The sequence below is a fragment of the Lapillicoccus jejuensis genome, from assembly GCF_006715055.1.
Classification (GTDB): Bacteria; Actinomycetota; Actinomycetes; order Actinomycetales; family Dermatophilaceae; genus Lapillicoccus; species Lapillicoccus jejuensis.
The window spans coordinates 776,948-801,946 of sequence record NZ_VFMN01000001.1 but is presented as its reverse complement, the minus strand read 5'-3'; the positions used below and the strand labels follow the sequence as shown (position 1 = coordinate 801,946).

The window sequence follows — 24,999 nt, the reverse complement described above, 5'->3', positions numbered from 1 at the left end:
CGACACCGCGCAGCCGACTCCGGGGACGAGACCCGTTGTCAGCCCTACGGATCGGACATCCCGGGCACCGGGTGGCGGGTGTCGGACCTGGCCCCTACTGTCCACCTGTCGGGCCCTCCCGCCGATCTCGCAGGATCCTCCCCGCGGGCTCCCAGGGGCGGTCGGCGCAGCACCCGCAGGACCCGCACCACTCGCGCACCCGGGCCACCGCCCGGGTCGTCACACGCCGGCGGACGGCCGGTCGGAAGGGACACGAACCATGGCACGACGCACCACCCGGCCATCGCGCCGACTGGCGGCCACCACCGCCGGCGCCGTGGCCGTCATCGGGCTCACGGCGCTGCCGGGGCTCGCGGCGACCGCACCCGCCTCCGGCCCGGACGCCGCGGCGCCCTCGCCGACGGCCGGCGCGCGCGGCGACGAGAAGGGCTACTACGACGCCCGCCAGCAGTCCGGTCGCGCCGGGGCGAAGGCCGCGGCGACCGCCTCGCTCAGCGCGGCCGGCAAGGCCGCCGGGCTCGGCTCCGCCTCGGTCGACCTCGACCCGCTCACCCTGACGCCGCGCAACCTCACGGTCCTCCAGGGCTACCTCACCGGGCCCAGCGCGGCGCCGGCGGCCGACGTCGCGCTGGGCTACGTGCGCTCCCACCTCGCCGCGCTCGGCCTCGACCAGGCCGACCTCGCGACGCTCTCGAGCGCCAAGGACTACGTCGACGTCGAGGGCATCCACCACCTGTCGTGGACGCAGTCGGTCCGGGGTGTCCCCGTCTTCGGCAACGGCCTCAAGGCCAACGTCGCGAAGGACGGTCGGCTGATCTCCGTCCAGGGCTCGCCCGTGCACGGCCTCGCCGCGCTCGCGGCCCGCGCCGGCTCGCCCGCCCTCGACGCCCCCGGCGCCCGGGCGGCGGCGGCGAAGGACGTCGGCGGCTCCGCCTCCGCGTCGGCGACCGTCAGCGGCAAGGCCGCGTCCGGCGACACGACCTGGTCCAACCACGACTTCGCCAAGCAGGTCTGGTTCCTCACCCCGTCGGGGCTGCGCCGCGGCTGGTCGACCTACGTGACCACCGGCGCCACGTCGGCGTACCAGCACGTCGTCGACGCCTCGAGCGGCGCCGTGCTCTTCCGCCGCTCCACCGTCGACCACGACAACGCCACGGCCAAGGTCTACGACTACTACCCGGGCGCGCCCAAGGGCGGGCAGCCCAAGGCCGTCGACCTGGTCGCGCGGGGGTGGATCAGCCCGTCGGCCACCTGGCTCAACGGCAAGAACGTCGTCGCCTGGGCCGACGTCGACGACGACAACCTCGTCGGCAAGGGCGAGAAGACCCCCGGCCCGGCCGCGGGCACGACCTTCGACCTCAAGGCCTTCGACGGCGCGCAGCCCGGCTGCTCCGCCGCCTACGTGTGCACGTGGAACCCGCGGGTCGCCGACAGCTGGCGCAAGAACGCGAACGCCGACGTCACCAACGCCTTCTACCTCGGCAACGTCTTCCACGACCACCTGGAGGGCGCGCCGATCGGGTTCACCCCGCAGGCCGGCAACTTCCAGGCCAACGGGGGCGACCCGGTCCTGCTCAACGCGCTCGACGGCGCCGACACGGCGGACGGGCTGCCGGACGCGAACCACATCGACAACGCCAACATGAGCACCCCGCCGGACGGCACGCCGCCGACGATGCAGATGTACCTCTGGCACCAGCCGGGGACGACGTCGCGCCAGGACCCGTTCCTCGCGGTGAGCGGCGCCTTCGACGCGAGCATCCTCTTCCACGAGTACACCCACGGGCTGTCCAACCGGCTCGTCGTCGACGCGACCGGCGTCTCGACCCTCAACAGCCTGCAGGCCGGGTCGATGGGCGAGGCGTGGAGCGACTACTACGCGCTCGACTTCCTCGTCTCCCAGGGGTTCATCACCGACTCGGCGAAGGACGGCGACGTCCAGGCGGCGACGTACACCCTCGGCGGCCAGGGCCTCTTCCGCACCGAGGCGATCGACTGCCCGGTGGGCAGCACCGCCGCGCCCTGCCAGGGGCCGGTCGCCGGCCCCGGCGGCTACACGTACGGCGACCTGCCGCTCATCGGCGGCGCCCCGGAGGTCCACGCCTCCGGTGAGGTCTGGGCGCAGACCCTGTGGGACCTGCGCACCCGTCTCGGCTCGCGCCTGGCCGACAGCCTCATCACCCGCGCCATGTCGCTCTCGCCGGCCGACCCGTCGATGCTCGACATGCGCAACGCCGTCCTCCAGGCCGACCAGGTCGTCTACGGCGACACCCACCGCAGCACGCTGTGGAAGGTCTTCGCCAACCGCGGCATGGGGTGGTTCGCCGGGAGCCTCGGCTCCGCCGACGCCCAGCCGGCGCAGGACTTCAACCTGCCGCCGCGCCCCCAGGCCCCGCGCTCGACCGTGTCGGGCACCGTCACCGACCCGACGACGGGACAGCCGGTCGCCGGCGCCGTCGTCCGGATCACCGGCCACGACTCCGGGTTCAGCAGCGACTACACCGCGACGACCAACGCGGCCGGCGCGTACTCGATCGGTGGCGTCCTCGACGGCACCTACCCGAAGGTCGTCGTGATCGCTCCCGGCTACGAGACGGTGAGCACGTCCGTCACCGTCGGCAGCGGGGCCCCGGTCGACTTCTCGGTCCGCCGCGACTGGGCCGCCGCCAGCGGCGGCGGGGCGGTCACGGCCTTCAACGGCCCCGACTTCAGCACCTTCAACTGCGGCCCGACGCAGGCCATCGACGGCAGCCAGGGCACCGGCTGGGGCTCGACGACCGGTGACGACGCCGGGACGCCGACCAACGTGTTCGTGCCGAAGTTCATCGTCGTCAAGCTCCCGTCGGCGGTCGACGTCGAGACCTTCGCGGTCGACCCGTCGAACACCTGCGGCGACCCGGGCAGCTCCGCCACCGGCGCCTACCGGATCGACACCTCGGTCGACGGCACGACGTGGACCACCGCGGCCTCCGGCACCTTCGGGACGGCGAACCGGGGGATCTACAACGTCGTGACCCCGACGGCCGGCAAGGCCGGCGTGGCCTACGTCAAGTTCTGGATCCTCGGCAACCAGGTCCCCGACTTCGCGACGAACTGCCCCTCCGGCGGTTTCGGCGGGTGCACGTTCACCGACATGACCGAGCTCCAGGTCTTCGGCAAGCCCGCCGCCTGACCCGCAGCCACCCGGTGTGACGCCCTCCCCGCCCCCGGCGGGGAGGGCGTCGTCCTGTCGGGGGCCCAGGGCCCTTCCCGGCGCGGTCCGCCCGCGCCACACTGACCGCGTGGGCCCGACCCCGGAGGCCGTCGTCGTCGAGCACCTGCGGGTGGTCCGCGGGGGCCGCGAGGTGCTGCCCGACCTCGACCTCGTCGTCCCCGCCGGCCAGGTCGTCGGCCTCCTCGGCCCCAGCGGCTCCGGCAAGACGACGCTGCTGCGCGCGGTCGTCGGCGTCCAGGTCGTCGCGTCCGGGCGGGTCACCGTGCTCGGCCACCCGGCGGGTTCCCCGCCGCTGCGCCGACTCGTCGGCTACGTCACGCAGCAGCCGAGCGTGTACGACGACCTGAGCGTCACCGACAACGTGCGCTACTTCGCCGACCTCGCCGGGGCGGGCCGCGACCGCGCCGCAGAGGTCCTCGAGGAGGTCGACCTCGGACCCGTCGCGGCGTCCCGCGCCCGGGCCCTGTCCGGCGGTCAGCGCTCGCGGCTCTCCCTGGCCTGCGCGCTCGTCGGCGACCCGCGCCTGCTCGTCCTCGACGAGCCCACGGTCGGCCTCGACCCGGTGCTGCGCCGCGATCTGTGGGCGCTCTTCGCGCGGCTGGCGGGGGAGGGGCGCACGCTGCTCGTCTCGAGCCACGTCATGGACGAGGCCACCCGCTGCGACCGGCTCGTCCTGCTGCGCGAGGGTCGCGTCCTCGCCGACGAGACACCCGCGCAGCTGCTCGCCCGGACCGGCGCCACCGACGCCGACGCGGCCTTCCTCGCGCTCGTCGAGGGGGCGCCCCGCGGCGCCCCGGGGACCATGCCGTGACCCCGCGGCTCACCCTCGTCACCGCGGCCCGCGTGCTGCGTCAGCTGCGCGGCGACCGCCGCACCGTCGCGCTGCTCCTCGTCGTCCCCTGCGTGCTCATCGGCCTGCTCGCGTGGGTGTACGACGGCGGCCCGGTCGTCGACCGGGTCGGCCCGGCGCTGCTCGGGGTCTTCCCCTTCGTCGTGATGTTCCTCGTCACGAGCGTGACCACGCTGCGCGAGCGCACGAGCGGCACCCTCGAGCGGCTGCTCACCACCCGGCTCGGGCGGGGCGACCTCGTGGGCGGGTACGCCCTCGCCTTCGGGGCCGCCGCGGTCGTCCAGGCCGTCCTCGCGACGGCCTTCGCCGTGCTCGTCTGCGGGGTCGACGTCGCCGGTCCGGTCGGGCTGCTCGTCGTCGTCGCCGTGGCCGACGCGGTCCTCGGCGCCGCGCTCGGGCTCCTCGTCAGCGGCTTCGCCCGCACGGAGTTCCAGGCCGTGCAGTTCCTCCCCGCCGTGGTCCTGCCGCAGTTCCTCCTCTGCGGGCTGCTCGTGCCGCGCGAGCAGCTGCCGGCGGTGCTGCACGCGGTCAGCGACGTCCTGCCGCTGTCCTACGCCGTCGACGCCATGACGACCATCGCGACCCGCACCACCGCTCAGGGTGCCGCCGGCGATGCGGGCCGCGACCTGGTCGTCGTGCTCGGGTTCGTCGTCGCCGCGCTGGTCCTCGGGTCGGCGACCCTGCGGCGTCGTACGCCCTGAGGGCGTCCCACCCGCCGCCCGGCGGGCGGTGTCCCCGGGCGGCGGTACTGTGCCCGGGTGCGTCCCACCGACCTGATCCGCACACCCCTGCGGACGTCCCTGCTCCAGCTCGCCAAGTCCGGCACCGTCCGCGACGCCGTCGAGAAGGCCCCCGTGACCCGGGGCGTCGTCAAGCGGTTCGTGCCCGGCTCGAGCACCGACGACGCCGTCCGCGCGACGGCCGAGCTCCAGTCGACCGGCCGGATGGTCACCCTCGACTTCCTCGGCGAGGACACCCTCGACCTCGCCCAGGCGCAGGCCACCCGCGACGCCTACCTCACGGTCCTGCGCCGGCTGTCCGACGCCGGCGCCACGGCCGGCGGCCGCGCCGAGGTCTCGCTCAAGCTCACCGCTCTCGGCCAGCTGCTGCCCGGCGACGGGCGCAAGATCGCCCTCGAGCACGCCCGCGAGGTGTGCGAGGCGGCCGCGGCGGCCGACACGACCGTCACGCTCGACATGGAGGACCACACGACGACCGACGCGACGCTCGAGGCGCTGCGCGAGATCCGCGTCGACTTCCCGTGGGTCGGCGCCGTGCTCCAGGCCTACCTGCACCGCACCGAGGCCGACTGCCGCGACCTGGCCCACGCCGGCTCGCGGGTGCGGCTGTGCAAGGGCGCGTACAACGAGCCCGCCTCCGTCGCGTTCCAGGGCGCCGACGTCGACCGCTCCTACGTGCGCTGCCTCAAGGTCCTCATGGCCGGCGAGGGCTACCCGATGGTCGCCAGCCACGACCCGCGCCTCATCGAGATCGCCGGGGCGCTCGCGGCGAAGCACGGCCGCGACCCGCACTCCTTCGAGTACCAGATGCTCTTCGGCATCCGCCCCGAGGAGCAGCAGCGGCTCGCCGACCGCGGTGACCAGATGCGCGTCTACGTCCCGTACGGCGACGACTGGTACGGCTACTTCATGCGCCGCCTGGCCGAGCGCCCCGCCAACGTCGGGTTCTTCCTGCGCGGCGTCGCCACGCGTGGCTGACCCGTTCCTGCCCGCCGCCGGGACCCTCGTCCTCGTCGGCGACTCGGTCACCGACGCCGGCCGCGACCGCACCGACCCGGGCGGCCTCGGCGAGGGCTGGGTGCGCGACGTCGCCGCCGCGCTCGCCACGACCCACCCCGGCCTGGCCGTCCGCAACCGCGGCGTCGCCGGTGACCGGGCCGTCGACCTCGAGCGACGCTGGGACGACGACGTGCTCGCCGAGCGGCCGGTGGTCGTCAGCGTCCTCGTCGGGGTGAACGACACCTGGCGCCGCTTCGACGCCGCCGACCCCACGAGCGTCGAGGACTACGAGGCGACACTGCGACGGCTCCTCGAGCGCACCCGGTTAGCCGGCGTCGAGCGGCTCGTCCTCGTCGAGCCGTTCGCGCTCCACGTGCCCCCGGTGACGAGCGAGTGGGACGACGAGCTCGCCGGCCGTCGCGCCGCGGTGGCCCGGGTCGGGGCGTCGTACGGCGCCGTGGTCGTGCGTGCGCAGGCGGCCTTCGACGCCGCGGCCGGCGACGCACCCGAGGCGCTGCTGCACGACGGGGTGCACCCGACCCCCGCCGGCCACGCGCTGCTCGCGCGCTCCTGGCTGGACGCCGTCGGCGCCTGAGCGGCCAGCAGCGTCCGCACCGCCGGGGCACCGGTGCCCCGACGGTGCGAACGCCAGGGGTCAGCCGACCGCCACCGCCGTCCACGCGGCCTTGACCGCGGCGACCTGCGCCGACGAGGCGCCGTACAGGTCGCTCGCCGCCGAGACGGTGGCGGCGCGGGCGCCGCGGTAGTCCGTCTTCGAGGTCATGTACACCGTCAGCGCGCGGTACCAGATCGCCGAGGCCGCGTCGCGGCCGATGCCGGTGACGGCGCCACCCTGGCAGACCGGCGAGCTGTAGGAGAACCCGTTCACCGTCTTGGTGCCCGAGCCCTCGGACAGCAGGTAGAAGAAGTGGTTGCCGATGCCCGAGGAGTAGTGCACGTCGACCGTCGGGGCGGTCGGGCCGTAGCAGGAGAGCGAGGCGCCGTCCTTGGCCGGGTCGTCCATCCGCCGGAAGCCCTGGTGGGTCGAGTCGAACGCCTCGCCGATGAGGTAGTTCCCCGGCTGCTTCGGGTTGGCGGCAGAGAACTCGACCATCGTCCCGAAGATGTCCGAGGTCGCCTCGTTGAGCCCCCCGGACTCCCCGGAGTACGTCAGCCCGGCGCTGTTCTCGGTCACGCCGTGGCTCATCTCGTGCCCGGTGACGTCGAGCGAGACGAGCGGGCCGAACTGCTTGCCGTCGCCGTCGCCGTAGGTCATCTTCGTGCCGTCCCAGAAGGCGTTGACGTAGTTCTTGCCGTAGTGGACCCGGTTGAACGAGCCCTTGCCGGTGCCGAAGATCCCGTTGCGGCCGTAGGTGTTCTTGTAGAAGTCCCACGTGACGTCGGTGCCGTACTGCGCGTCGACGCCGGCCGTCGCGCGGTTGGCGCTGCTGCCGTTGCCGAAGCTCGGGGTGGCGCTGGTGAACAGCGTCCCCGTCGAGCAGCCGATCCCCAGCAGCTGGCAGCCGTAGGAGTCCTGCTTGCCCGCCATGTCGGTCGTGTAGGTGCCGCCGCGGGTGGCGTCCTTGAGCTGGTACGTCGACCCGCCGAGGGTCAGCTGCAGCGGCACGGTCCCGGTGTAGAGCCCGGTGCCCTGCCCGTCGACGGTCTGGATGCCCTCCTCCGAGCGCACCACCGCGCCGGTCGTCGCGTCGACGTACGTCGTCAGCCGGCTCGGCGTCCCGTCGGGCTGGGTCCCGCCACTGCGGACCGCCCAGACGAGCCGCGGGGTGGCGGAGGTGGCGTCGACGACGAGCGACGGGACGTCGCCCCGGGTCAGCGACCGGCCGGCGCCCAGGCGGGCGGCCGCGGCGCCGCTCGCCGACGCGGGGGTGACGGTGGGCGTCGTCGAGAGGCGCAGCGGTGCCCGCAGCGTCTGGCTCACCGAGCGCAGCGTGCCGTCGGGCGCCCGGTGCACGACCAGGTCGCCGCCGAGGACCGGCAGCCCGCGGTAGGTGCGGGTCATCCGCACGTGCGTGGTGCCGTCGCCGTCGGCGAGCGCGCGGGTCGCCGTCAGCGCCTGCCCGGCGCCGAACGCCGCGCCGGCCGGCTGCGCGGCGACCGCCTGCGCCGCCCCGGGGGCGAGCTCGGCGAGCCCGGCCGCGTCGACGGCGAGGGTGCCGAGCGCCCGCGGCGCGGGGGTGCCGGCCGGTGCGGCCTGCGCCGTCGTCCCGAGCGTGACGCCGGCGACGGCCGCGGCGAGCGCGGCGGCGGTGAGGATCGTGGCGCGGTGGGTGCGCGACGGTCGTGCCATGGGTGGTCCTCCTGTGGTCGGTGCCCCTGCCGTCCTTCCTACGTCGGCTCCGGGCAGGTCGGGACAGGGCGCCCGTCGGCGTTCCCCCAGGTTTCGGTCAGGAAAAGGTCAGGCCCGGTCCGGCCCGGCGCGGCCGACATACTGGCCCCATGACGACGACCGCGATCTTCGGTGCCGGCGTGATGGGCGAGACGCTGCTGTCCGGGCTGGTCCGGGCCGGGCGCCCGCGCGAGGACCTCGTCATCACCGAGCGGCGCCCGGACCACGCGGCCTCGTTGGCCGAGCGGTACGGCGTCCGCGTCCTCACCAACCTCGAGGCCGCCGACCTCGCCGACGTGCTCGTCCTCGTCGTCAAGCCGCAGGACATGGACGGGCTGCTGGCCGAGATCCACGACCACGTGCGGCCCGGGGACCTCGTCGTCTCGCTCGCGGCGGGCATCACGACCGCCTTCCTCGAGGCCCGGCTGCCGGAGGGGGTGGCGGTCGCGCGGGTCATGCCCAACACCCCGGCGCTGGTCGACGAGGGGATGGCCGCGGTGTCGGCGGGTCAGCACTGCTCGCCCGAGCACCTCGCCGAGGCGCGCTCGCTGCTCGAGTCGTGCGGCAAGGTCGTCGAGGTCCCGGAGAAGCACCAGGACGCCGTGACCGCGATCTCCGGCAGCGGGCCGGCGTACATCTTCTACGTCGTCGAGGCCATGGTCGAGGCGGGCGTCGTCCTCGGCCTGCCGCGGGCGACGTCGTCCGAGCTCGTCGTCCAGACGCTGTACGGCGCCGCGACCATGCTCAAGGAGACGGGCGAGCACCCGACGGTCCTGCGCGAGCGGGTGTCCTCGCCCGGGGGGACGACGGTCGCGGCGCTGCGCCAGCTCGACGACCACAAGGTCCGGGCCGCGTTCATCACCGCGATGGAGGCGGCGGCGCAGCGCTCGCACGACCTCGCCGCCGGGACCCAGTGAGCGAGCCCCCCGAGCCGCGGGTCGCCGTACGGCGGCTCGGGCCCGACGACTGGGGGGCCTACCGCCGGATCCGGCTCGAGATGCTGCTCGACGCCCCCGACGCGTTCCTCACCACGCACGCCGAGGCGGCGGCGCACGACGAGGCGACCTGGCGCTCGCGCCTCGGCTCGGCGACGACGTACCTCGCCGAGGTGTCCGGCGGATCCGCCGGCTCGGTGACGCTGTGGGACGGACCCCTGGACGGCCCGCCGGACGAGGCCTTCCTCGTCGCGATGTACGTCGCCCCCTCCGCCCGCCGACGCGGGGTGGGGGAGCGGCTGGTGCGGGCCGTCCTCGACGAGGCCGACCGCCGCGGGCTGGCCCGGGTGGTCCTGGAGGTGACGAGCTCCAACGACGGCGCGAGGCGGCTCTACGAGCGGTGCGGGTTCACGGCCACCGGCGCGACGACCCCGCACCCGCGCCGGCCCGAGCTGCACGAGCAGGCCATGGTGCGCGAGCGGCGGCCGGATGCTGCCGGTGGCCCCGGGATGACGGACCCGGGACCGTCGTGCACGATGGGCGCATGAGCGACGTCATGGTCCGGGCCCTGGGCGAGGCCGACTGGGAGGAGTTCCGCGGCATCCGGCTCCAGGCGCTCACCGAGTCGCCCGAGGCGTTCGCCGCCAAGCTGAGCGAGGAGCAGGGGTTCGACGAGGACTTCTGGAAGCTGCGGCTGCGCCGGTCCACCCGGTTCGTCGCCGAGTCGACGGAGCAGCTCCTCGGGCTGGTCTGCCTCGGCCGCGCCCACGACGACGACGGGGAGGTCCCCGGCGTCGGCGAGATCTTCGGGCTGTGGGTGGCACCCGACGCCCGCGGCAGCGGCGTCGCGACCCGGCTGATCAAGGCCGGGGCCGAGCGGGCCCGCGAGGACGGCCTGAGCCACGTGACCTTCTGGGTCGGCACCGACAACGGCAAGGCGGTCGCCTTCGCCTCCGGGATGGGCTTCCGCCCCACCGACTTCCGCCGCCCGATGCGGCTGCCCGACGGCACCGAGCTCGGTGACACCGAGATCGCCATGGTCCTGCCGCTCGGCGACGACCGGGCGGCGCCGACCCGCCTCTGACCGGCCGGCTCCTGCCGGCCGCGGCCACCCTCGACGAGGAGGACGCATGACCGCGAACCCCAAGGCCCACCAGCCCGAGGCGGCTCCGCCCGTGGTCGACCGGGCCGCCTTCGACGCCGCGCTCGCCGAGCAGGTGGTGCGCGAGAAGGAGGTCACCCGGGCGAGCGACCGTGCCGCGGCGGCGCGCCGGCGGCTGCCGATGGTCGAGGTGGAGGACTACGTCTTCGAGGGCGTCGACGGCCCGGTGCGGCTCACCGAGCTGTTCGGGGAGCACTACCTGCTGCTCGTGCAGAACGTCATGTACGGCGTCGACTGGGAGGCGGGCTGCCCGAGCTGCACGTGGGCGGTCGACAACCTGCCGGCGACCATGTCGCGGCTCGACGACGAGGGCATCGCCTTCGCGATGATCTCGCAGGCGCCCGTGGAGAAGCTCGAGGCGTGGCGGCGGCAGCGCGGCTGGCCGCACCGGTGGGTGTCCTCGGGGGCGACGACGTACCACCAGGACTGGGGGTGGACGCTCGACCACGGCGACTACCAGGGTCCGGTCCCCGGCTACTCGTACTACCTGCTGAAGGACGGGACGCCGTACCTCACCTACATGACCGGCGCCCGCGGCACCGAGGCGATCCTGCCCGTCGCGCACATCATGGACCGCACGGTCTACGGGCGGCAGCAGGACTGGGAGGACAGCCCCGAGGGCTGGCCGCAGTACCCCACCTACGGCTGAGCGGGAGGGGCTCAGCGCGGGGAGACGCCCGACACGAGCAGGTCGGCGAGCGCCCGGTACGCCGCCGCGTCGTCCAGCCCGGTCGCCGCGCCGATCCGGCCGGCGTTGATCGCCTCCATCACCGACGCCGCGACGACGCCGACGAAGGTCGCGTCCACACCGCGGCGGGTCGTGCCCTCGCGGACGAGCTCGCGCACCCGGTCGGCGGCGAACTGCGTGTTGCGGGTGTAGATCTCGCGTGCCGGCGCGAACGCGTCGACGTCGGCGAAGAACCGCTCGGAGGCCGGCGCGAGCTCCTCGGCGATGGCCAGCAGGTAGGTGCCGATCCGCCGGTCGCGTCGCGCGCGGGCCAGCCGGGCCTCGACCCGCTCGGCCGCGCGGCGGAAGAACGCGCGGACCACGGTGACGACGAGCTGCTCCTTGCTCGGGGCGATCGCGTAGAGCGTCGACTTCGAGCACCGCAGCCGGGCCGCCAGCGCCGCGAGGTTGAGGTCGCGGAACCCCTCGGCGAGGAAGAGCTCGACCAGCTCGTCGAGCAGCGCGCCGGTCCGCGGAGTGGCGGCGGCGGTGGTCGGGGGCATACGCCGGACAGTACCAGGGGACGGACTGGGGTACAGTTCGCCGTACCGACCGCCGTTGTTCGACTCCCACCCGGAGGTGCCCGTGCCCGCCGACCGCCTGATGCCCACCGAGGAGGGCGAGGATCTCGTCGCCCTCACCCGCGAGATCGTCGACAAGGAGCTGCGCCCACTCGTCGACGGCGTGGAGCGCTCCGGCGAGCTCCCGCGCGACGTCTACCGGACGCTCGGGAAGTCAGGTCTGCTCGGCCTGCCCTACCCCGAGGAGGTCGGCGGCGCCGCCCAGCCGTACGAGGTCTACCTGCAGGTCCTCGAGGAGATCGCCGCGGCGTGGGCCAGCGTCGGCGTCGGCGTGAGCGTCCACGCCCTGTCGTGCTTCCCGCTCTTCACCGGCGGCACCGACGAGCAGCGCGAGCGCTGGCTGCCCGAGATGCTGTCCGGCGACCTGCTCGGCGCCTACTGCCTCAGCGAGGCCCACGCCGGCTCCGACCCGGCGGCGATGCGGGCGACCGCGACGCGGCGGGGCGACGAGTACGTCCTCAAGGGCGCCAAGGCCTGGGTCACCCACGGCGGCCACGCCGACTTCTACACGGTTATGGCCCGCACCGCCGACACCGGCGCCCGCGGCATCAGCTGCTTCCTCGTCCCGGCCGACGCGCCCGGTCTCACCGCCGACACCCCCGAGGACAAGATGGGGCTGATGGGCTCCACGACCGCCTCGATGCTGTTCGAGGACGTCGTCGTCCCGGTCGAGCGGCGGATCGGCGACGAGGGGCAGGGCCTCGGGCTGGCGCTCGCCGGGCTCGACGCCGGCCGGCTCGGCATCGCCGCCGTCGCCACCGGCGTCGCGCAGGGCGCCCTCGATGTCGCGGTCCGCTACGCGAAGGAGCGCGAGGCCTTCGGCAAGAGGATCATCGACCACCAGGGGCTCGGCTTCCTGCTCGCCGACATGGCCGCCGCGGTCGAGTCCGCCCGGGCGACGTACCTTCACGCCGCCCGGTTGCGCGACGCCGGCCGGCCCTACGGGCGGCAGGCGTCGATCGCCAAGCTCGTCGCCACCGACAACGCCATGCGGGTGACGACCGACGCCGTCCAGGTCCTCGGCGGCGCCGGCTACACCAAGGACTTCCCCGTCGAGCGCTACATGCGCGAGACGAAGGTCATGCAGATCTTCGAGGGGACCAACCAGATCCAGCGGCTCGTCATCAGCCGTGACCTCGCCAAGCAAGGAGCCTGAGCATGGACCTCACCTCGACCGCCGCCCTCGTCACCGGCGGGGCCTCCGGCCTGGGGGCCGCCACCGCGACGGCGCTGGCGCAGCGCGGTGCGCAGGTCGTCGCCGTCGACCTGGCCGCGGCCATCGACCAGGCCCCGGACGTCGACGGCGTGCGGTACGTCGCCGCCGACGTCACCTCCGAGTCGGAGGTGCGCCAGGCCGTCGCCGCCGCCACCGGGCTCGGGGTGCCGCTGCGCACCGTCGTCTCCTGCGCCGGCATCGGCCCGTCCATGCGGGTGCTGGGGAGGAAGGGCGTCCACGACCTCGCGCTCTACGCCAAGGTCGTGAGCATCAACCTCGTCGGCACGTTCACCGTCATGGCGCTCGCCGCCGAGGCCATGGCGCAGACCGAGCCGGACGCCGACGGCCAGCGCGGCGTCGTCGTCAACACCGCCTCGATCGCGGCCTACGACGGGCAGGTCGGGCAGGCGGCGTACGCCTCGAGCAAGGGCGGCGTCGTGGGCCTCACCCTCCCGGCCGCGCGCGACCTCGCGCAGTACGGCATCCGCGTCTGCACCATCGCCCCCGGCATCGTCGACACCCCGATGCTCGCGACGGTGTCCGAGGAGTTCCGCGCCGGCCTCGCCGCCGGCGTCCCCTTCCCGCAGCGCCTGGCCCGGCCGGAGGAGTACGCGCGCCTCGTGACCATGGTCGTCGAGCACGACTACCTCAACGGCGAGGTCATCCGGATGGACGGCGCCCTGCGGATGGCCCCGCGCTGACGCCCGCGAATCGGATTCGGCCCGCTCGGCTCCCGTCACGACCCGAGCCGAGTGGGCCGAATCCGATTCGGGTCAGCCCCGCAGCCGCTCGAGGGTGAGCAGGACGAGGGCGGCCGTCCAGCCCAGCGGCGCGACCGACGCCGGGCGGCCGTCCCACAGCACCTTCTCGGGGAGCGACCCGACCGCGGTCCGGTGACGCTCGACCCAGTCGAGCAGCCGCCACGCGTCGGCGGTGCGGCCCGACCCGGCGTACCCCAGCGCGAGCAGCGCCGTCTCCGGCGTCCAGCTGATCCCGTCGTCGCGCCACGACGCGCCCGGCGCGACGCCCCCCGCACGACGACGCATCCGCGCCTCGCTCGCCGGCAGGGCAGCGGTCACCCGGGCGACCGGGGCGGCGGCGTACGGCGGGGCGAGGAACCCGACCGCCGCGTCCGGGTCGTCGTCGTCGAGGTGCCGCGGGTACCCCTGGGGCCCGTACGACGCCTCGAGCGTCGAGGCGAGCGCGGCCCCCACCGCCCGGGCCCGCGCGGCCGAGCGGTCGTCGCCCAGACCGGCCAGCACCGTTGCCGCACAGCGCATCCCGAGCACGAGCGGCGCGACCGTCCCGAGAGTGACCGACCGCTCGGGCACCTCCCAGTAGTCCGGCGACGCCGGCGGCAGGCTGCGGCCGCCGTCGGTCGACCCGTCGACGAGCGCCAGCCCGCGCCGCGCCATCCGGCGGCACTCGCCCGCCAGCGCTGCGCCCTCGGCGCGGGGGAGCGCGGTCGACACGGTCGCGGCCGCCCACAGCGCCCACCCGGTCCCGTCGAGCTGGCGCTGGCGGTCGTCCGGCGGCCCCGACCCGTCGGGCCGGTAGCGCGCCTCGAACCACCCGTCGTCGGACTGGACGCGGACCAGGAACCGCACGAGCGGAGCGGCCTGCGCGGCCCGCCCGGTGGCGACGTACGCCGCGGCGACGTGCGAGGAGTCGCGCGGCCACACGTAGCGCCAGGCCGGGGTCCACCCGGCCACGTGCGCGCCGTCGGGCAGGGCGAGGACCTGCAGGTCGAGCAGCGCGTCCCGGGCCAGGGCGCCCCAGCGGTCACCCGCGCGGACCCACGCCGGGGCGGCCACCAGGCTCGCGCGCTGGGCCGCGACGAGGGACCGCTCGTCGCGGGCTCCCCGCAGCACCCGCGTGCCCGGCACCACCCGCGCGGCGTCGGCGACGGGCACCTCGACCGGCGTCCCGGGCGCCGACAGCGCGACGGTGACCGAGCGCAGCGGCAGGTCGGCGGGGCCGGAGTCCTCGGCCCGGGCGCGCAGGACGGCGCCGCCGCCGACGGCGGCCAGCCCGAGGGCGCCCACGCCGCCGAGCAGCGCGCGGCGCGTCGTCCGGCCCCCGGTCACCCGCGCAGTATGCCCCGATCCGCCCGCGGGCGGGCCGTCAGCCGACCACGCAGGTGAGCAGGTCGTGCGCCCCGTCGGGGCGGGCCGCCTCGACGTAGAACCGGGTCCGCCCGTCGGGCAGGGGGACGGCGCTCGCGTAGCGCAGCGCCCCGTCCGACCACGGCGAGCGCGCCGCCGGGCCGGCCGGGTCGGCGACCAGCGCCGAGCCGAGACCGACCTCGCGCGCGACGCCGGTCACCTCGTGCCAGTTGTCCTCGGCGCTCGCCCGGCCGTCGTAGAGCACGACGAGCGGGTCGGCCGAGAGCACCGCCGTCACCCGCGCACCGCGCGCGTCCCAGGTGCCCGGGGTCGGCGTGAGCACCGGCCCGTCCGAGCGCCAGTCCAGACCGTCGTCGCTGGTGAGGTGGTGCGTCGTCATCCGGTCCTCGTGGCCGGGGACGTCGAGGGGGTGCACGCACAGCCACATCCGCCACGGGCGCCCGGTCGCCGGGTCCCCGACGAGGACGACGGGGTCCTTGACGCCCTCGACGTCGCTGCCCGGCAGGACGCGCGTACGACGACCCGCCGCCAGGTCCTGCGGCCGGTCCGCGTCGAGCGCCTCCACCCACCAGTGCTTGCTGCCCGGCGTCGCGCAGGAGAGGTAGAGCCGCCAGCCGCCGTCCGGGCGGCGCACGACGACCGGCCGCTCGAACGACTCCGCCCCGAACGCCTCGCGCCGCACCTCGCCGACGGTCTCGAACGCCACGCCGTCGTCCGAGCGGGCCACGACGACGGCCACGCCACGCCCCTCGCCGAGGGGGCGTCGTACCCGGTAGGCCAGCCAGACCACGCCGTCCACGAGGGTGGCGCTCGCCGCGCCGGCCCAGGACCCCGGGCCCGGTCCGGGCGCCGGGACGACGACCTGCGCGCCCTCGGTCGTCGGCAGCGGCACGGACGAGGGACCGCTCACGGCCGCGCCGCGAGCCGCTCGACGAGCCCGGGCGGCCCGGAGACGATGAGCTCGTGGTCGGCGCGGATCTTCGTGTGCGCCTCGGCGTAGGCGAACTCCTCGCCGAGCGCCTTGACCCCGACCACGGTGACGCCGTACTTGCTGCGCAGCGCGCTCTGGGTCAGCGTGAAGCCGACCGCCTCCGCGGGCGGGCGCATCCGGACGATGACGAAGTCGTCGTCGAACTCGAGGTAGTCCAGCAGCCGGCCGTTGAGCAGGTGCGCGGTGCGCTGACCCGACTCGCCCTCCGGGTAGACGACCTGGTGCACGCCGATCCGCTCGAGGATCCGGCCGTGCTCGGGCGACATCGCCTTGGCCCAGATCGTCGGCACGCCCGCGTCGACGAGGTTGACCGCCGCGAGGACCGACGCCTCGACCGACGACCCGATCCCGACGACGGCGATCTTCGTCCCCGCCTGCCGCACGGCCTGGACGGCGGCGGGCTGGGTGGCGTCGCGCACGACGACCTTGTCGACCCGGCCGTGGAAGGCCTCGGCGACGACGGGGTCCTTCTCGACGACGGTCACCGGGTGGCCGACGCGCGCCAGCTCGAGGGCGCAGGCGGTGCCGAAGCGCCCCAGGCCGATGACGGCGACGGGCTCGGTGAAGAGCTTGTTGCGGGCCATGGGCGGCACTCCTGGGCTGGACGGGTAGCGTCCCCATCATGCCAACGCAGGCGCTGGTGGTCTGGAGCCCGGGCTTCACCCGCTACGACTTCGGTCCCAGCCACCCGATGTCGCCGGTCCGGCTCGACCTGACCGCGCGGCTCTGCGACGCCTTCGGCCTGCTCGGCGGCGAGGGGGTGCGGGTGCACGAGCCCGAGGTGCCCGACGACGCGCTGCTGACCACGGTGCACGACCGCGACTACGTCGCCGCGGTGCGCGACCTGTCGACCCACCCGCACGACGCGGACGGCACCTGGGGGCTCGGCACCGACGACGACCCGGCCTTCCCGGCCATGCACGAGGCGAGCGCCCGGATCTGCGCGGGCACCCGCGACGCCTGCGAGGCGGTCTGGACCGGCGAGGCCGCGCACGCGGTGAACTTCTGCGGCGGCCTGCACCACGCGATGCCCGGCGCCGCCGCCGGCTTCTGCATCTACAACGACATCGCCGTGGGCATCCGCTGGCTGCTCGACCAGGGCGTCGAGCGCGTCGCGTACGTCGACACCGACGTCCACCACGGCGACGGGGTCGAGCGCGCGTTCTGGGACGACCCCCGCGTGCTGACGATCTCGCTGCACGAGACCGGCCGAGCCCTCTTCCCGGGAACCGGCTTCCCGACCGACATCGGCGGCCCCGACGCGCAGGGCTACGCCGTCAACGTCGCCCTGCCCCCCGGCACCGGCGACGGCGCGTGGCTGCGGGCGTTCCACTCCAGCGTCGTGCCGCTGCTGCGCGCCTTCCAGCCCCAGGTCCTCGTCACCCAGCACGGCTGCGACACCCACGCGCACGACCCGCTCGCCCACCTGGCGCTGTCGGTCGACGCGCAGCGTGCCGCCGCGGAGGAGCTGCACCGGCTCTCCCACCAGCTGTGCGACGGCCGCTGGGTCGCCCTGGGCGGCGGCGGGTACGAGGTCGTCGACGTCGTCCCGCGCACGTGGACCCACCTGACCGCGATCGCCGCGCACCGGCCGATCGCCGTGGAGGAACCCGTCCCCACCGAGTGGCGCGAGCACGTCCAGCACCTCACCGGTCGTCCCGGCCCCTCGCGGATGGGCGACCTGCCCGTCGGGGGAGGCCCGCTGTGGTGGCGCTCGTGGGACGTCGGCTACGACCCCGACGACCCGCTGGACCGGGCCGTCATGGCGACCCGTCAGGCGGTCTTCCCGCTGCACGGCCTCGACGTCTGGTTCGACTGACGCCCCCGCCCCCCTCGGCGCGGCTCGTCCGAACGGCCGGAAAACGGGACGGCGTACGGCGTGTCGCCTTGCAGCGGACCCTCGGGACCTACTCACCGCTTCCCCATCCGTCACAGGAACCTCTAGAGTCAGCAGTGCGCGGTGTGGCTCCTCCGCCGGAGGGGAAGCCGGCGGCCGCACGCGCACCAACAGAACGAGGTGTCCATGTCCCCCGAGCGCCAGCTCGCCGAGGTGAGGTTCCTGACGGTCGCCGAGGTCGCCTCGATCATGCGGGTGTCGAAGATGACCGTCTACCGGCTCGTCCACGCGGGCGAGCTGCCCGCCGTCCGCGTCGGTCGCTCCTTCCGCGTCCCGGAGGACGCCGTCGACCGCTACCTGCGCGCGTCGTACGTCGACTCGGCCTGAGCCCCCGACCGGCCACCGCACCACCCGCCCCACGCTGTTTGGGAGCCGCCCCGCGGGACGGTACCCTGGGGGCTGAAGTACCTGATCGGCGAGTGCGTCACGACCCGTGTCCCCGTCGAAGCCGGGTTTCGACACGGATCGCCCGCCCCTGACGGGTGCGGGCCCAACGCACGAAGGACGGTCCCATGGGCTCTGTCATCAAGAAGCGCCGCAAGCGGATGGCGAAGAAGAAGCACCGCAAGCTGCTGCGCAAGACGCGTCACCAGCGTCGCAACAAGAAGTAACCCCAGATCACCCGCGAGGGCCCGGACCGCCACGGTCCGGGCCCTCGCGCCGTCCACCGGGGTCCTGCGGCTGGCAAGGTGGGGCGCATGAGCGAGGCACCCGTCCCCGAGGTCCGGTACGACGTCGTCGACGGCGTCGCCGTCCTCACCCTCGACGCCCCGTCGCGCCGCAACGCGCTGAGCGTCGCCATGGCCGGCGAGCTGGCCGCGGCGGTCGCGCGGGCCGACGGCGACCCGGCGGTCGGGGCCGTCGTCGTGACCGGCGGGCCCCACTTCTGCGCCGGCGCCGAGCGGAGCGTCCTCGCCGACGCGGGGGAGGACCCGGTCGAGGACGGCCGCTACCGCGCCCTCGGCGCGGTCTACGAGGCGTTCACCCGCGTCGGGACGGCCACGGTGCCCACCGTCGCCGCCGTCCGCGGCGCCGCCGTCGGCGCCGGGCTCAACCTGGCGCTCGCCACCGACCTGCGGGTCGTCTCGCGCACCGCCCGGCTGCTGCCCGGCTTCGCCCAGATCGGGATCCACCCCGGCGGCGGGCACTTCACCCTGCTGCACCGGGCGGCCGGGAGGGAGGCCGCCGCCGCGATGGGCGTGTTCGGCGAGGAGGTCGACGGCGAGCGGGCCGCCGCGCTCGGCATGGCCTGGGCGGCCGTCGACGACGCCGACGTCGAGGGGACGGCGATGGCCCTCGCGAGCCGGGTCGCCCGCGATCCCGCCCTGGCCCGCCACCTCGTCGCGAGCTTCCGGCGCGAGACCGCCCCGGGTGGGGTGCCGTGGGACGTCGCGGTCGAGCTGGAGCGGTCGCCGCAGATGTGGTCGCTGCGGCGTCGCCGTACCCCCTGAGGGACGGGCGGAGGGCGCTCGGCGGTGACCGCCACCACCGGGCGGAGGCGACGCGCCGGGTCGCCGGATAGGGTGGCGGGGTCCGTCGGTCCGGCCAGCCAGGAGGTCTCGTGGCGTCGGTGGTGCTCGTCACGGGGGTCTCGCGCTACCTCGGCGGAGCCTTCGCGCAGGCGCTGAGCCGTGTCGGCGAGATCGAGCGGATCATCGGCGTCGACGTCATCGCGCCGCCGCACTCGATCGGCCGGGCCGAGTTCGTCCGCGCCGACATCCGCAACCCGATGATCGGCAAGATCATCCAGCAGGCGCGGGTCGACACGGTCGTGCACATGAACGTCATCGCCACGCCCGTCACCGCCGGTGGACGCACCTCCCAGAAGGAGATCAACGTCATCGGCACGATGCAGCTGCTCGCGGCGTGCCAGAAGGCGCCCGACCTGCAGCGGCTCGTCGTCAAGTCCTCGGCCGCGGTCTACGGCTCGTCGCCGCGCGACCCGGCGATGTTCACCGAGGACATGGTGCCGAAGTCCATGCCCCGCAACGGTTTCGGCAAGGACTCGGTCGAGGTCGAGGGCTACGTGCGCGGGTTCTCACGGCGCCGCCCCGAGGTCGGGGTGGCGATGCTGCGCTTCGCCAACGTCATCGGCCCCGGCATCCGCACCGCGCTCACCGACTACTTCTCGCTGCCGGTCGTGCCGGTGCCGTTCGGGTTCGACGCGCGGCTGCAGTTCGTCCACGAGACCGACGCGACGGCGGCCATGGTCGCCGCGACGACGGCGGACGAGGCCTGCGGCATCGTCAACGTCGCCGGCGACGGCGTCATCAGCGTCCTGCAGGCGGCCGCGCTCGTCGGCCGTCCCGTCCTGCCGCTGCCGATGGCGGCGGCCGGTCTCGTCGGCGGCCTGGCCCGGCAGGTCGGCCTCGCCGACTTCTCGGCCGACCAGATGGAGTTCCTCGCCCACGGCCGGGGACTGGACACGACGCGGATGCGCCAGGTCCTCGGCTTCGACCCGACGTACACGACCCGGGCCGCCTTCACCGCCTTCGCCGGCCACGTCGGCGGGCCGATCCCCGGCTCGGGCGCGGTCGGCCAGGCCGCCGGCGCCGCCGCCGGCTCGGCGGCCAGCGCCGCCTCCGCCCTCACCCACGCCCTCACCCCCGGGAGGACCGACTGATGGCTGCCGGCTCCGGCGCCACCGCGCGCTCCGCCTCGACGACCAGGACCTCCGCGACGAAGGCCGCGACGAGGGGGAAGGGGGCGACGACGAAGGCCGCGGCGACGAAGGCGCCGGCGAGCGCCTCGACCCCGCCGGCCGCCCCGCCGGCCACCCCGTCGGCCACCCCGTCGGCCGCCCCGCCGCGCCGCGACGCCTTCGCGGCCGGCGCCCGCCGCGCGAGCGGCGAGCGGGCGCGTCGTACCCGCACCCCGCTGCTGCCGGCCGCCGCCCCGGCGGGACCGGTCGCCGCGGGCGCCGACGTCCTCGACCGCTCGACGCAGCAGGAGGTCGAGCTGCCGGCGAGCCCGCCCTCGGACGGGGCCGAGCCGACCACGCCCGCGCCCGCCGCGGCCGGCACCGACGCGCCGTCCCGGGCCCGCAAGCACCGCCCGCAGCCCGCCCCCGAGCTGCCGGCCCGCCCCTCGCCGGGCGTGCTGGCCCGCTCGGGCAGCCGGGTGGACAGCCGAGGCCGCACCGGTGACGGGCCGGCCCGCACCGGCAGCGCCCGGGTGGCCAGCCGGGCCGCGGCCCGCGCCCGCCGCCCGCTGCGCGCCGTCCCCGACCTCGCCCCCGACGCCCTCGGTGTCCCGGCCCCCGGTGCCACCGGCACGCCCGACCGGCGTCCCACGCGTCCGCGCCCCGGGGCGACGGCCGGCGTCGCACCCACGACCCGGACCGTCGGTGGCGACAGCGCCGGCGCGGCGGGGATCCGCCCGGGCCTGGAGGACCTGCTCCAGGCCGGGGTCGCCGCGCTGCGCACCGTGGTCGCCGCCACCGGGGTCACGCCGGAGGAGGTCGAGCAGCAGGTCGCCGCGACCCTGGCCTTCCTGCGGCGCCGGCTCAGCGGCGAGTTCACCGTCGACGAGTTCGGCTTCGACGGCGACTTCACCGACCACGTCTACCTGCCGCTGCTGCGCCCGCTCTACCAGCGCTGGTTCCGCGTCGAGGTCAGGGGCATCGAGAACCTGCCCACCGAGGGCGGCGGCCTCGTCGTCGCCAACCACTCCGGCACGCTGCCGATGGACGCGCTGATGACCCAGGTCGCCGTCCACGACGAGCACCCGACGCACCGGCACCTGCGGATGCTCGGGGCCGACCTCGTCTTCTCCACCCCGGTCGTCGGCCAGCTGGCCCGCAAGTCCGGCTCGACGCTCGCCACCAACCCCGACGCGGAGCGGCTGCTGCGCGAGGGTGAGCTCGTCGGCGTCTGGCCCGAGGGGTTCAAGGGCATCGGCAAGCCGTTCAGCGAGCGCTACAAGCTCCAGCGGTTCGGCCGCGGAGGGTTCGTCTCGGCGGCCGTGTCCGCCGGGGTCCCGATCATCCCGTGCTCGATCGTCGGCGCCGAGGAGATCTACCCGCTGCTCGGGAACCTCAAGACGCTCGCCCGGCTGTTCGGGTCGCCGTACGCGCCCGTCACCCCCACCTGGCCGCTGCTCGGTCCGCTCGGCATGGTGCCGCTGCCGAGCAAGTGGATCATCGAGTTCGGCGTCCCGGTCGAGACCGCGGACCTCGGCCCCGGCGCCGCCGAGGACCCGATGCTCGTCTTCGACCTCACCGACCAGATCCGCGAGACGATCCAGCAGACGCTCTACTCGCTGCTCATGCAGCGCCGCTCGGTCTTCTTCTAGACGCCGCCGTACGGCGACCCGTCAGGGCGGGCAGATCCCCAGCACGCAGGTGCTGCTCACCACCGGCACGCCCCCGACCCCGAGGGTGGGGCTGCCGCTCGAGCCGCCCAGCGTCACGCCCGGCAGGGGCAGGGTGATCCCGGGGGTGGACGTGCCGGACCCGCCGACCGTCACCCCGCCGCCACCCACCCCGACCCCGCCGCTGCCGACGGTCACGGTGGGCACGCCGACGGTCGCCGTCACCCCGGGCAGGGTCGCCCCCACGCCACCGCCACCGACGGACGCGCCCGAGGACCCGGCACCGACCCCGGGCACCTGCACCCCGCCACCCAGCGTCCCGTTCCCGAGGCCGAGCGAAGGCAGGTTCGTGGCACCGGGGGTCGGCAGCGCGGTCGCGCCCGGTGCCCCCGGGACGACGGAGCCGCCGCCCGGGGCGGGCACCCCCGACCCGGCCGACCCGGTCGCCCCCGACGCACCGGCACCGGCGCCCGCCGTCGCGGACCCCGGTCGGGTGCCCGGGCCGGCGTCGCCGAACCCGGAGGCCAGCTGGAGCGGCGGTGCGCACCCCTGGCAGGCGGCCAGCTCCTGCCGCACCTGGGTGGCCAGTCCGACCAGCAGGCCGCGCAGGGCGGTGAGGCTGTCGAGCGACCCGTCCGGGACCACTGCGCGCAGGTCCTCGAGCTGCGGGACGACCTGCTCGAGGAAGCGGCTCTGGGCCGCCAGGGCCTCTCCGCGGTCGGTGGCGGGCACGGCCTGGAAGGACGTCCGGCCGTCGCGGGTGCGGTCGGCGGCCAGCCGCAGCGCGGTGTCGACGTCGTCGGCGGACGGTCGGGCGCCGTCGGCGACGAGCCGGCGGGCCTCGCCGACGTGGTCGGCGGCCTGGGCCAGCTGCACCGTGCCGCGGTCGAGATCGGTCCCGGCCAGCTGCACCTGGACCGCGTCGACGACCTGCTTGACCGGGTAGAGCGGCTGGCCGGGCAGCGAGCCCTGCGCGCCGACCCCGAGGACGGCGGCGACGACGAGGAGCGAGGCGACCAGCCCGGCCGCGAGCCGGGGCACCGAGCGGCCGACGACGAGGACGACCGGCCGGCCGGACGGGCGCCGTGCGGGGGTGGCGGGGCGCGACGCCGTACGGCGGCCCGTCGTCGCCCCGGCGGGGGAGGCGGCGGCGAGCGCGGCCGCCTGGGTGGCCGCCTGGGTGGCCAGCCGCGCGGCCAGCGCGGCGACGAACTCCGGGTCCGGCCCGGGCAGGTCCGGCAGGGCGCGCAGCGCGGTCGCCGTCGGCAGCAGGTCGGCGACCCGCGGGTCCGCCGCGGCCGCGCGATCGCCGGACAGCGCGCGCTCGAGCGCGTCGGCCGTACCGGGGCGCCACGCGCTCAGGCCGAGGCTCGGACCGGCCATGCGGGCACCTCCTCGGCGGCGGGTCGGGTGGACGCGACGACGGCGCCCACACCCTCACAACGACGGGTGCCGGTCGCGGTTACGCCGCTCGGGGACCTGGGTGCGAGAACGTTCTCGGAGGGGCGGGGGCTCATCGCAGCTCGTCCCCCAGCTCGCGCGCCAGGGACCGGACGGCGCGCAGCTGCAGCTGCTTGACCGCCCCCTCGCTGCGGCCCATGGCGAGCGCCACCTCGGCGAGGCTGAGGCCCTGGAAGAAGCGCAGGACGACGCACTCGGCCTGGTCGGGCTTGAGGGTGCGCACCGCCTCGAGCAGCCGGCGGTCGCGCAGCCGGTCGAGGACCTCGAGGTCCGGCGCGGGCTCGTGCTCGTCGGCGTCGAACATCTCGCCGGTGCTCACCTCGAGGCGGAACCGCGCCGACTTGGCGTTGTCCATGACGAGGTTGCGCGCGATGGTGACGAACCACGCCGCGATGTCGCGGCCCTGCCAGCTGAACGAGTCGATGCGGCGCAGCGCGCGCACGAAGGTCTCCGAGGTGAGGTCCTCGGCGGTGGCCCGCGAGCCGACCCGCGCGTACACGTAGCGGTAGACCGTGTCGACGTACAGCGCGTAGAGCTGGCCGAAGGCCTCCGCGTCGCCCTGCTGGGCGAGCTCGACGAGGGCGGCCACCCGCTCCGACCCCTCCGGGCGCTCACCCGGCCGCGCCGGGGCGGGCCCGCCGGGGGCCCCGGCGCCCCCACCGTCCGCGAGCGAGGCGAGCAGGATCAGGTCGCGCAGGAGGGCGAGGTTCCCGGCAACACCGGTGCCGAGGGAGTCGACGGCGACGACGCCGTACGGCGCCCCGGCGGAGCGGACGCGGACGCCCGGCACGGACCACGGGGCGGCGGTGCGCCGAGGGGATCCGGTCCGACGGAGGGGCGTGGGGCCGAGCATGACCGCCCCAGTGTGCGACACCGCCCCGGGGATGTCGCGTCGGACGGGCGGCGATCCGTGGCGTTCGCCCCTTTCGTCCGCGGTGGTGGGGTCGTCCGTCGGGTCCCACCCGGGGGAGACTGGCCGGATGGACGAGCAGCGCGAGGGCCGCGACGACGACCTCCTGCCGGGCGCGGGGGCCGACCGGGCGCGGGTGACCCTCCTCGGGCGGGCCGGGTGCCACCTGTGCGACGAGGCGCGGACCGTCGTCGCGGCGGTGGCGGACGACCTCGGCGTCGGCTGGCGCGAGGTCGACGTCGACGCCGACCCGCGGCTGCGCGAGCGGTACTCCGAGCAGGTGCCGGTGACCTTCGTCGACGGGGTCCAGCACGACTTCTGGCGGGTCTCCGAGAGCCGGCTGAGGGCCGCCCTCGCCCGCCCCGCCCGGGGTGGCTCGCGGGGTGGCCAGGAGCACGTCTGACGGCCCCGCGCCACCCTGGCGGACGCGGTGTTCGTCACGCTCCTCGGAGCCCCTCGCTCACTTTGTGCCTGCGTTCACAAACGCCTACGCTGAGGGGTGTTTGAGCGCTCCCGTCCCGCGGGGGAC

Annotated in this window: 25 protein-coding genes; 18 read left to right on the top strand and 7 right to left on the bottom strand. The window is 75.6% G+C overall.

What is annotated here, in order from left to right:
* Positions 1-259: 259 nt before the first annotated feature.
* The 5 genes from FB458_RS03895 (at position 260) to FB458_RS03875 (ending at position 6,398) form a co-directional block, all read left to right on the top strand.
* A complete protein-coding gene (locus FB458_RS03895; RefSeq protein ID WP_141846942.1) occupies positions 260-3,172 on the top strand; it encodes a M36 family metallopeptidase in 2,913 nt (970 codons plus the stop codon).
* A 109-nt stretch (positions 3,173-3,281) separates the two neighbouring features.
* Positions 3,282-4,025 (top strand): ABC transporter ATP-binding protein, encoded by a 744-nt coding sequence (locus FB458_RS03890; protein ID WP_141846940.1) that lies wholly within the window; start codon positions 3,282-3,284, stop codon positions 4,023-4,025.
* Positions 4,022-4,765 carry an ABC transporter permease gene (locus FB458_RS03885; RefSeq protein ID WP_141846938.1) on the top strand — a complete coding sequence of 248 codons (744 nt, stop codon included), beginning with the start codon at positions 4,022-4,024 and terminating at the stop codon, positions 4,763-4,765. The genes FB458_RS03890 and FB458_RS03885 overlap by 4 nt, the downstream gene beginning before the upstream one ends.
* A 57-nt stretch (positions 4,766-4,822) precedes the next feature.
* Positions 4,823-5,782 (top strand): proline dehydrogenase family protein, encoded by a 960-nt coding sequence (locus tag FB458_RS03880; RefSeq protein WP_246061050.1) that lies wholly within the window; start codon positions 4,823-4,825, stop codon positions 5,780-5,782.
* Positions 5,775-6,398: a GDSL-type esterase/lipase family protein gene (locus FB458_RS03875; RefSeq protein WP_141846936.1), complete on the top strand. Its 624-nt coding sequence runs from the start codon at positions 5,775-5,777 to the stop codon at positions 6,396-6,398. The genes FB458_RS03880 and FB458_RS03875 overlap by 8 nt, the downstream gene beginning before the upstream one ends.
* 60 nt (positions 6,399-6,458) lie before the next feature.
* Here the strand turns inward: FB458_RS03875 and FB458_RS03870 are convergent, their stop codons facing one another.
* A complete protein-coding gene (locus tag FB458_RS03870) occupies positions 6,459-8,114 on the bottom strand; it encodes a M4 family metallopeptidase (RefSeq protein WP_141846934.1) in 1,656 nt (551 codons plus the stop codon).
* Between the two features lie 149 nt (positions 8,115-8,263).
* On the opposite strand from FB458_RS03870, the gene proC reads away from it, so the two are divergent.
* The 4 genes from proC to FB458_RS03850 are packed head-to-tail and all read left to right on the top strand — an operon-like array spanning position 8,264 to position 10,899.
* Positions 8,264-9,070: a pyrroline-5-carboxylate reductase gene (proC, locus tag FB458_RS03865; RefSeq protein WP_141846932.1), complete on the top strand. Its 807-nt coding sequence runs from the start codon at positions 8,264-8,266 to the stop codon at positions 9,068-9,070.
* Positions 9,067-9,636 carry a GNAT family N-acetyltransferase gene (locus FB458_RS03860; protein WP_246061049.1) on the top strand — a complete coding sequence of 190 codons (570 nt, stop codon included), beginning with the start codon at positions 9,067-9,069 and terminating at the stop codon, positions 9,634-9,636. The genes proC and FB458_RS03860 overlap by 4 nt, the downstream gene beginning before the upstream one ends.
* Positions 9,633-10,172, top strand: a complete 540-nt coding sequence (locus tag FB458_RS03855; RefSeq protein ID WP_141846930.1) for a GNAT family N-acetyltransferase — start codon at positions 9,633-9,635, stop codon at positions 10,170-10,172. Before FB458_RS03860 ends, FB458_RS03855 begins: the two co-directional genes overlap by 4 nt.
* A 46-nt stretch (positions 10,173-10,218) precedes the next feature.
* Positions 10,219-10,899 (top strand): DUF899 family protein, encoded by a 681-nt coding sequence (locus FB458_RS03850; protein ID WP_141846928.1) that lies wholly within the window; start codon positions 10,219-10,221, stop codon positions 10,897-10,899.
* 11 nt (positions 10,900-10,910) lie between these two features.
* Here FB458_RS03850 and FB458_RS03845 read toward each other — a convergent pair whose 3' ends face one another.
* On the bottom strand, positions 10,911-11,480 hold the full coding sequence (locus FB458_RS03845; RefSeq protein WP_141846927.1) for a TetR/AcrR family transcriptional regulator: 570 nt from the start codon (positions 11,478-11,480) through the stop codon (positions 10,911-10,913).
* 82 nt (positions 11,481-11,562) lie between these two features.
* Here FB458_RS03845 and FB458_RS03840 point away from each other — a divergent pair, with 82 nt between their 5' ends.
* Together FB458_RS03840 and FB458_RS03835 are read left to right on the top strand one after the other, a co-directional pair.
* Positions 11,563-12,714, top strand: coding sequence for an acyl-CoA dehydrogenase family protein (locus FB458_RS03840; protein ID WP_141846926.1), 1,152 nt, complete (start codon positions 11,563-11,565; stop codon positions 12,712-12,714).
* Positions 12,715-12,716: 2 nt separating this feature from the next.
* Positions 12,717-13,475: an SDR family NAD(P)-dependent oxidoreductase gene (locus FB458_RS03835; protein ID WP_141846924.1), complete on the top strand. Its 759-nt coding sequence runs from the start codon at positions 12,717-12,719 to the stop codon at positions 13,473-13,475.
* Positions 13,476-13,547: 72 nt separating this feature from the next.
* On the opposite strand, the gene FB458_RS03830 is transcribed toward FB458_RS03835, so the two are convergent.
* Genes FB458_RS03830 through FB458_RS03820 form a run of 3 tightly spaced genes read right to left on the bottom strand, consistent with a single transcriptional unit; the run spans position 13,548 to position 16,475 of the window.
* Positions 13,548-14,861 carry a glycoside hydrolase family 15 protein gene (locus FB458_RS03830; protein WP_141846922.1) on the bottom strand — a complete coding sequence of 438 codons (1,314 nt, stop codon included), beginning with the start codon at positions 14,859-14,861 and terminating at the stop codon, positions 13,548-13,550.
* Positions 14,862-14,898: 37 nt separating this feature from the next.
* Complete coding sequence (locus FB458_RS03825) at positions 14,899-15,810, bottom strand: glycoside hydrolase family protein (protein WP_141846920.1); 912 nt, start codon at positions 15,808-15,810, stop codon at positions 14,899-14,901.
* Complete coding sequence (locus FB458_RS03820) at positions 15,807-16,475, bottom strand: potassium channel family protein (RefSeq protein WP_141846918.1); 669 nt, start codon at positions 16,473-16,475, stop codon at positions 15,807-15,809. Before FB458_RS03820 ends, FB458_RS03825 begins: the two co-directional genes overlap by 4 nt.
* A gap of 38 nt (positions 16,476-16,513) precedes the next feature.
* Here FB458_RS03820 and FB458_RS03815 point away from each other — a divergent pair, with 38 nt between their 5' ends.
* The 6 genes from FB458_RS03815 to FB458_RS03790 all read left to right on the top strand — a co-directional run bounded on the left by FB458_RS03815 (position 16,514) and on the right by FB458_RS03790 (position 22,081).
* Positions 16,514-17,710: an acetoin utilization protein AcuC gene (locus tag FB458_RS03815; protein ID WP_141846916.1), complete on the top strand. Its 1,197-nt coding sequence runs from the start codon at positions 16,514-16,516 to the stop codon at positions 17,708-17,710.
* 204 nt (positions 17,711-17,914) lie between these two features.
* Positions 17,915-18,115, top strand: a complete 201-nt coding sequence (locus tag FB458_RS03810; RefSeq protein ID WP_141846914.1) for a helix-turn-helix domain-containing protein — start codon at positions 17,915-17,917, stop codon at positions 18,113-18,115.
* A gap of 185 nt (positions 18,116-18,300) precedes the next feature.
* Positions 18,301-18,399: a 30S ribosomal protein bS22 gene (locus tag FB458_RS03805; protein ID WP_003792170.1), complete on the top strand. Its 99-nt coding sequence runs from the start codon at positions 18,301-18,303 to the stop codon at positions 18,397-18,399.
* A gap of 87 nt (positions 18,400-18,486) precedes the next feature.
* A complete protein-coding gene (locus tag FB458_RS03800) occupies positions 18,487-19,239 on the top strand; it encodes an enoyl-CoA hydratase-related protein (protein WP_141846913.1) in 753 nt (250 codons plus the stop codon).
* A 110-nt stretch (positions 19,240-19,349) separates the two neighbouring features.
* The gene (locus FB458_RS03795) at positions 19,350-20,411 is read left to right on the top strand and encodes an NAD-dependent epimerase/dehydratase family protein (RefSeq protein ID WP_141846911.1); all 1,062 of its coding nucleotides are present in this window, start codon (positions 19,350-19,352) and stop codon (positions 20,409-20,411) included.
* Complete coding sequence (locus tag FB458_RS03790; RefSeq protein WP_141846909.1) at positions 20,411-22,081, top strand: lysophospholipid acyltransferase family protein; 1,671 nt, start codon at positions 20,411-20,413, stop codon at positions 22,079-22,081. The genes FB458_RS03795 and FB458_RS03790 overlap by 1 nt, the downstream gene beginning before the upstream one ends.
* A gap of 21 nt (positions 22,082-22,102) precedes the next feature.
* Here the strand turns inward: FB458_RS03790 and FB458_RS03785 are convergent, their stop codons facing one another.
* Both FB458_RS03785 and FB458_RS03780 read right to left on the bottom strand, forming a co-directional pair.
* Positions 22,103-23,482 carry a DUF5667 domain-containing protein gene (locus FB458_RS03785; RefSeq protein WP_141846907.1) on the bottom strand — a complete coding sequence of 460 codons (1,380 nt, stop codon included), beginning with the start codon at positions 23,480-23,482 and terminating at the stop codon, positions 22,103-22,105.
* A gap of 130 nt (positions 23,483-23,612) precedes the next feature.
* On the bottom strand, positions 23,613-24,350 hold the full coding sequence (locus tag FB458_RS03780) for a sigma-70 family RNA polymerase sigma factor (RefSeq protein WP_246061048.1): 738 nt from the start codon (positions 24,348-24,350) through the stop codon (positions 23,613-23,615).
* 190 nt (positions 24,351-24,540) lie between these two features.
* On the opposite strand from FB458_RS03780, the gene FB458_RS03775 reads away from it, so the two are divergent.
* Positions 24,541-24,873, top strand: coding sequence for a glutaredoxin family protein (locus FB458_RS03775; protein WP_141846903.1), 333 nt, complete (start codon positions 24,541-24,543; stop codon positions 24,871-24,873).
* Positions 24,874-24,999 lie beyond the last annotated feature (126 nt).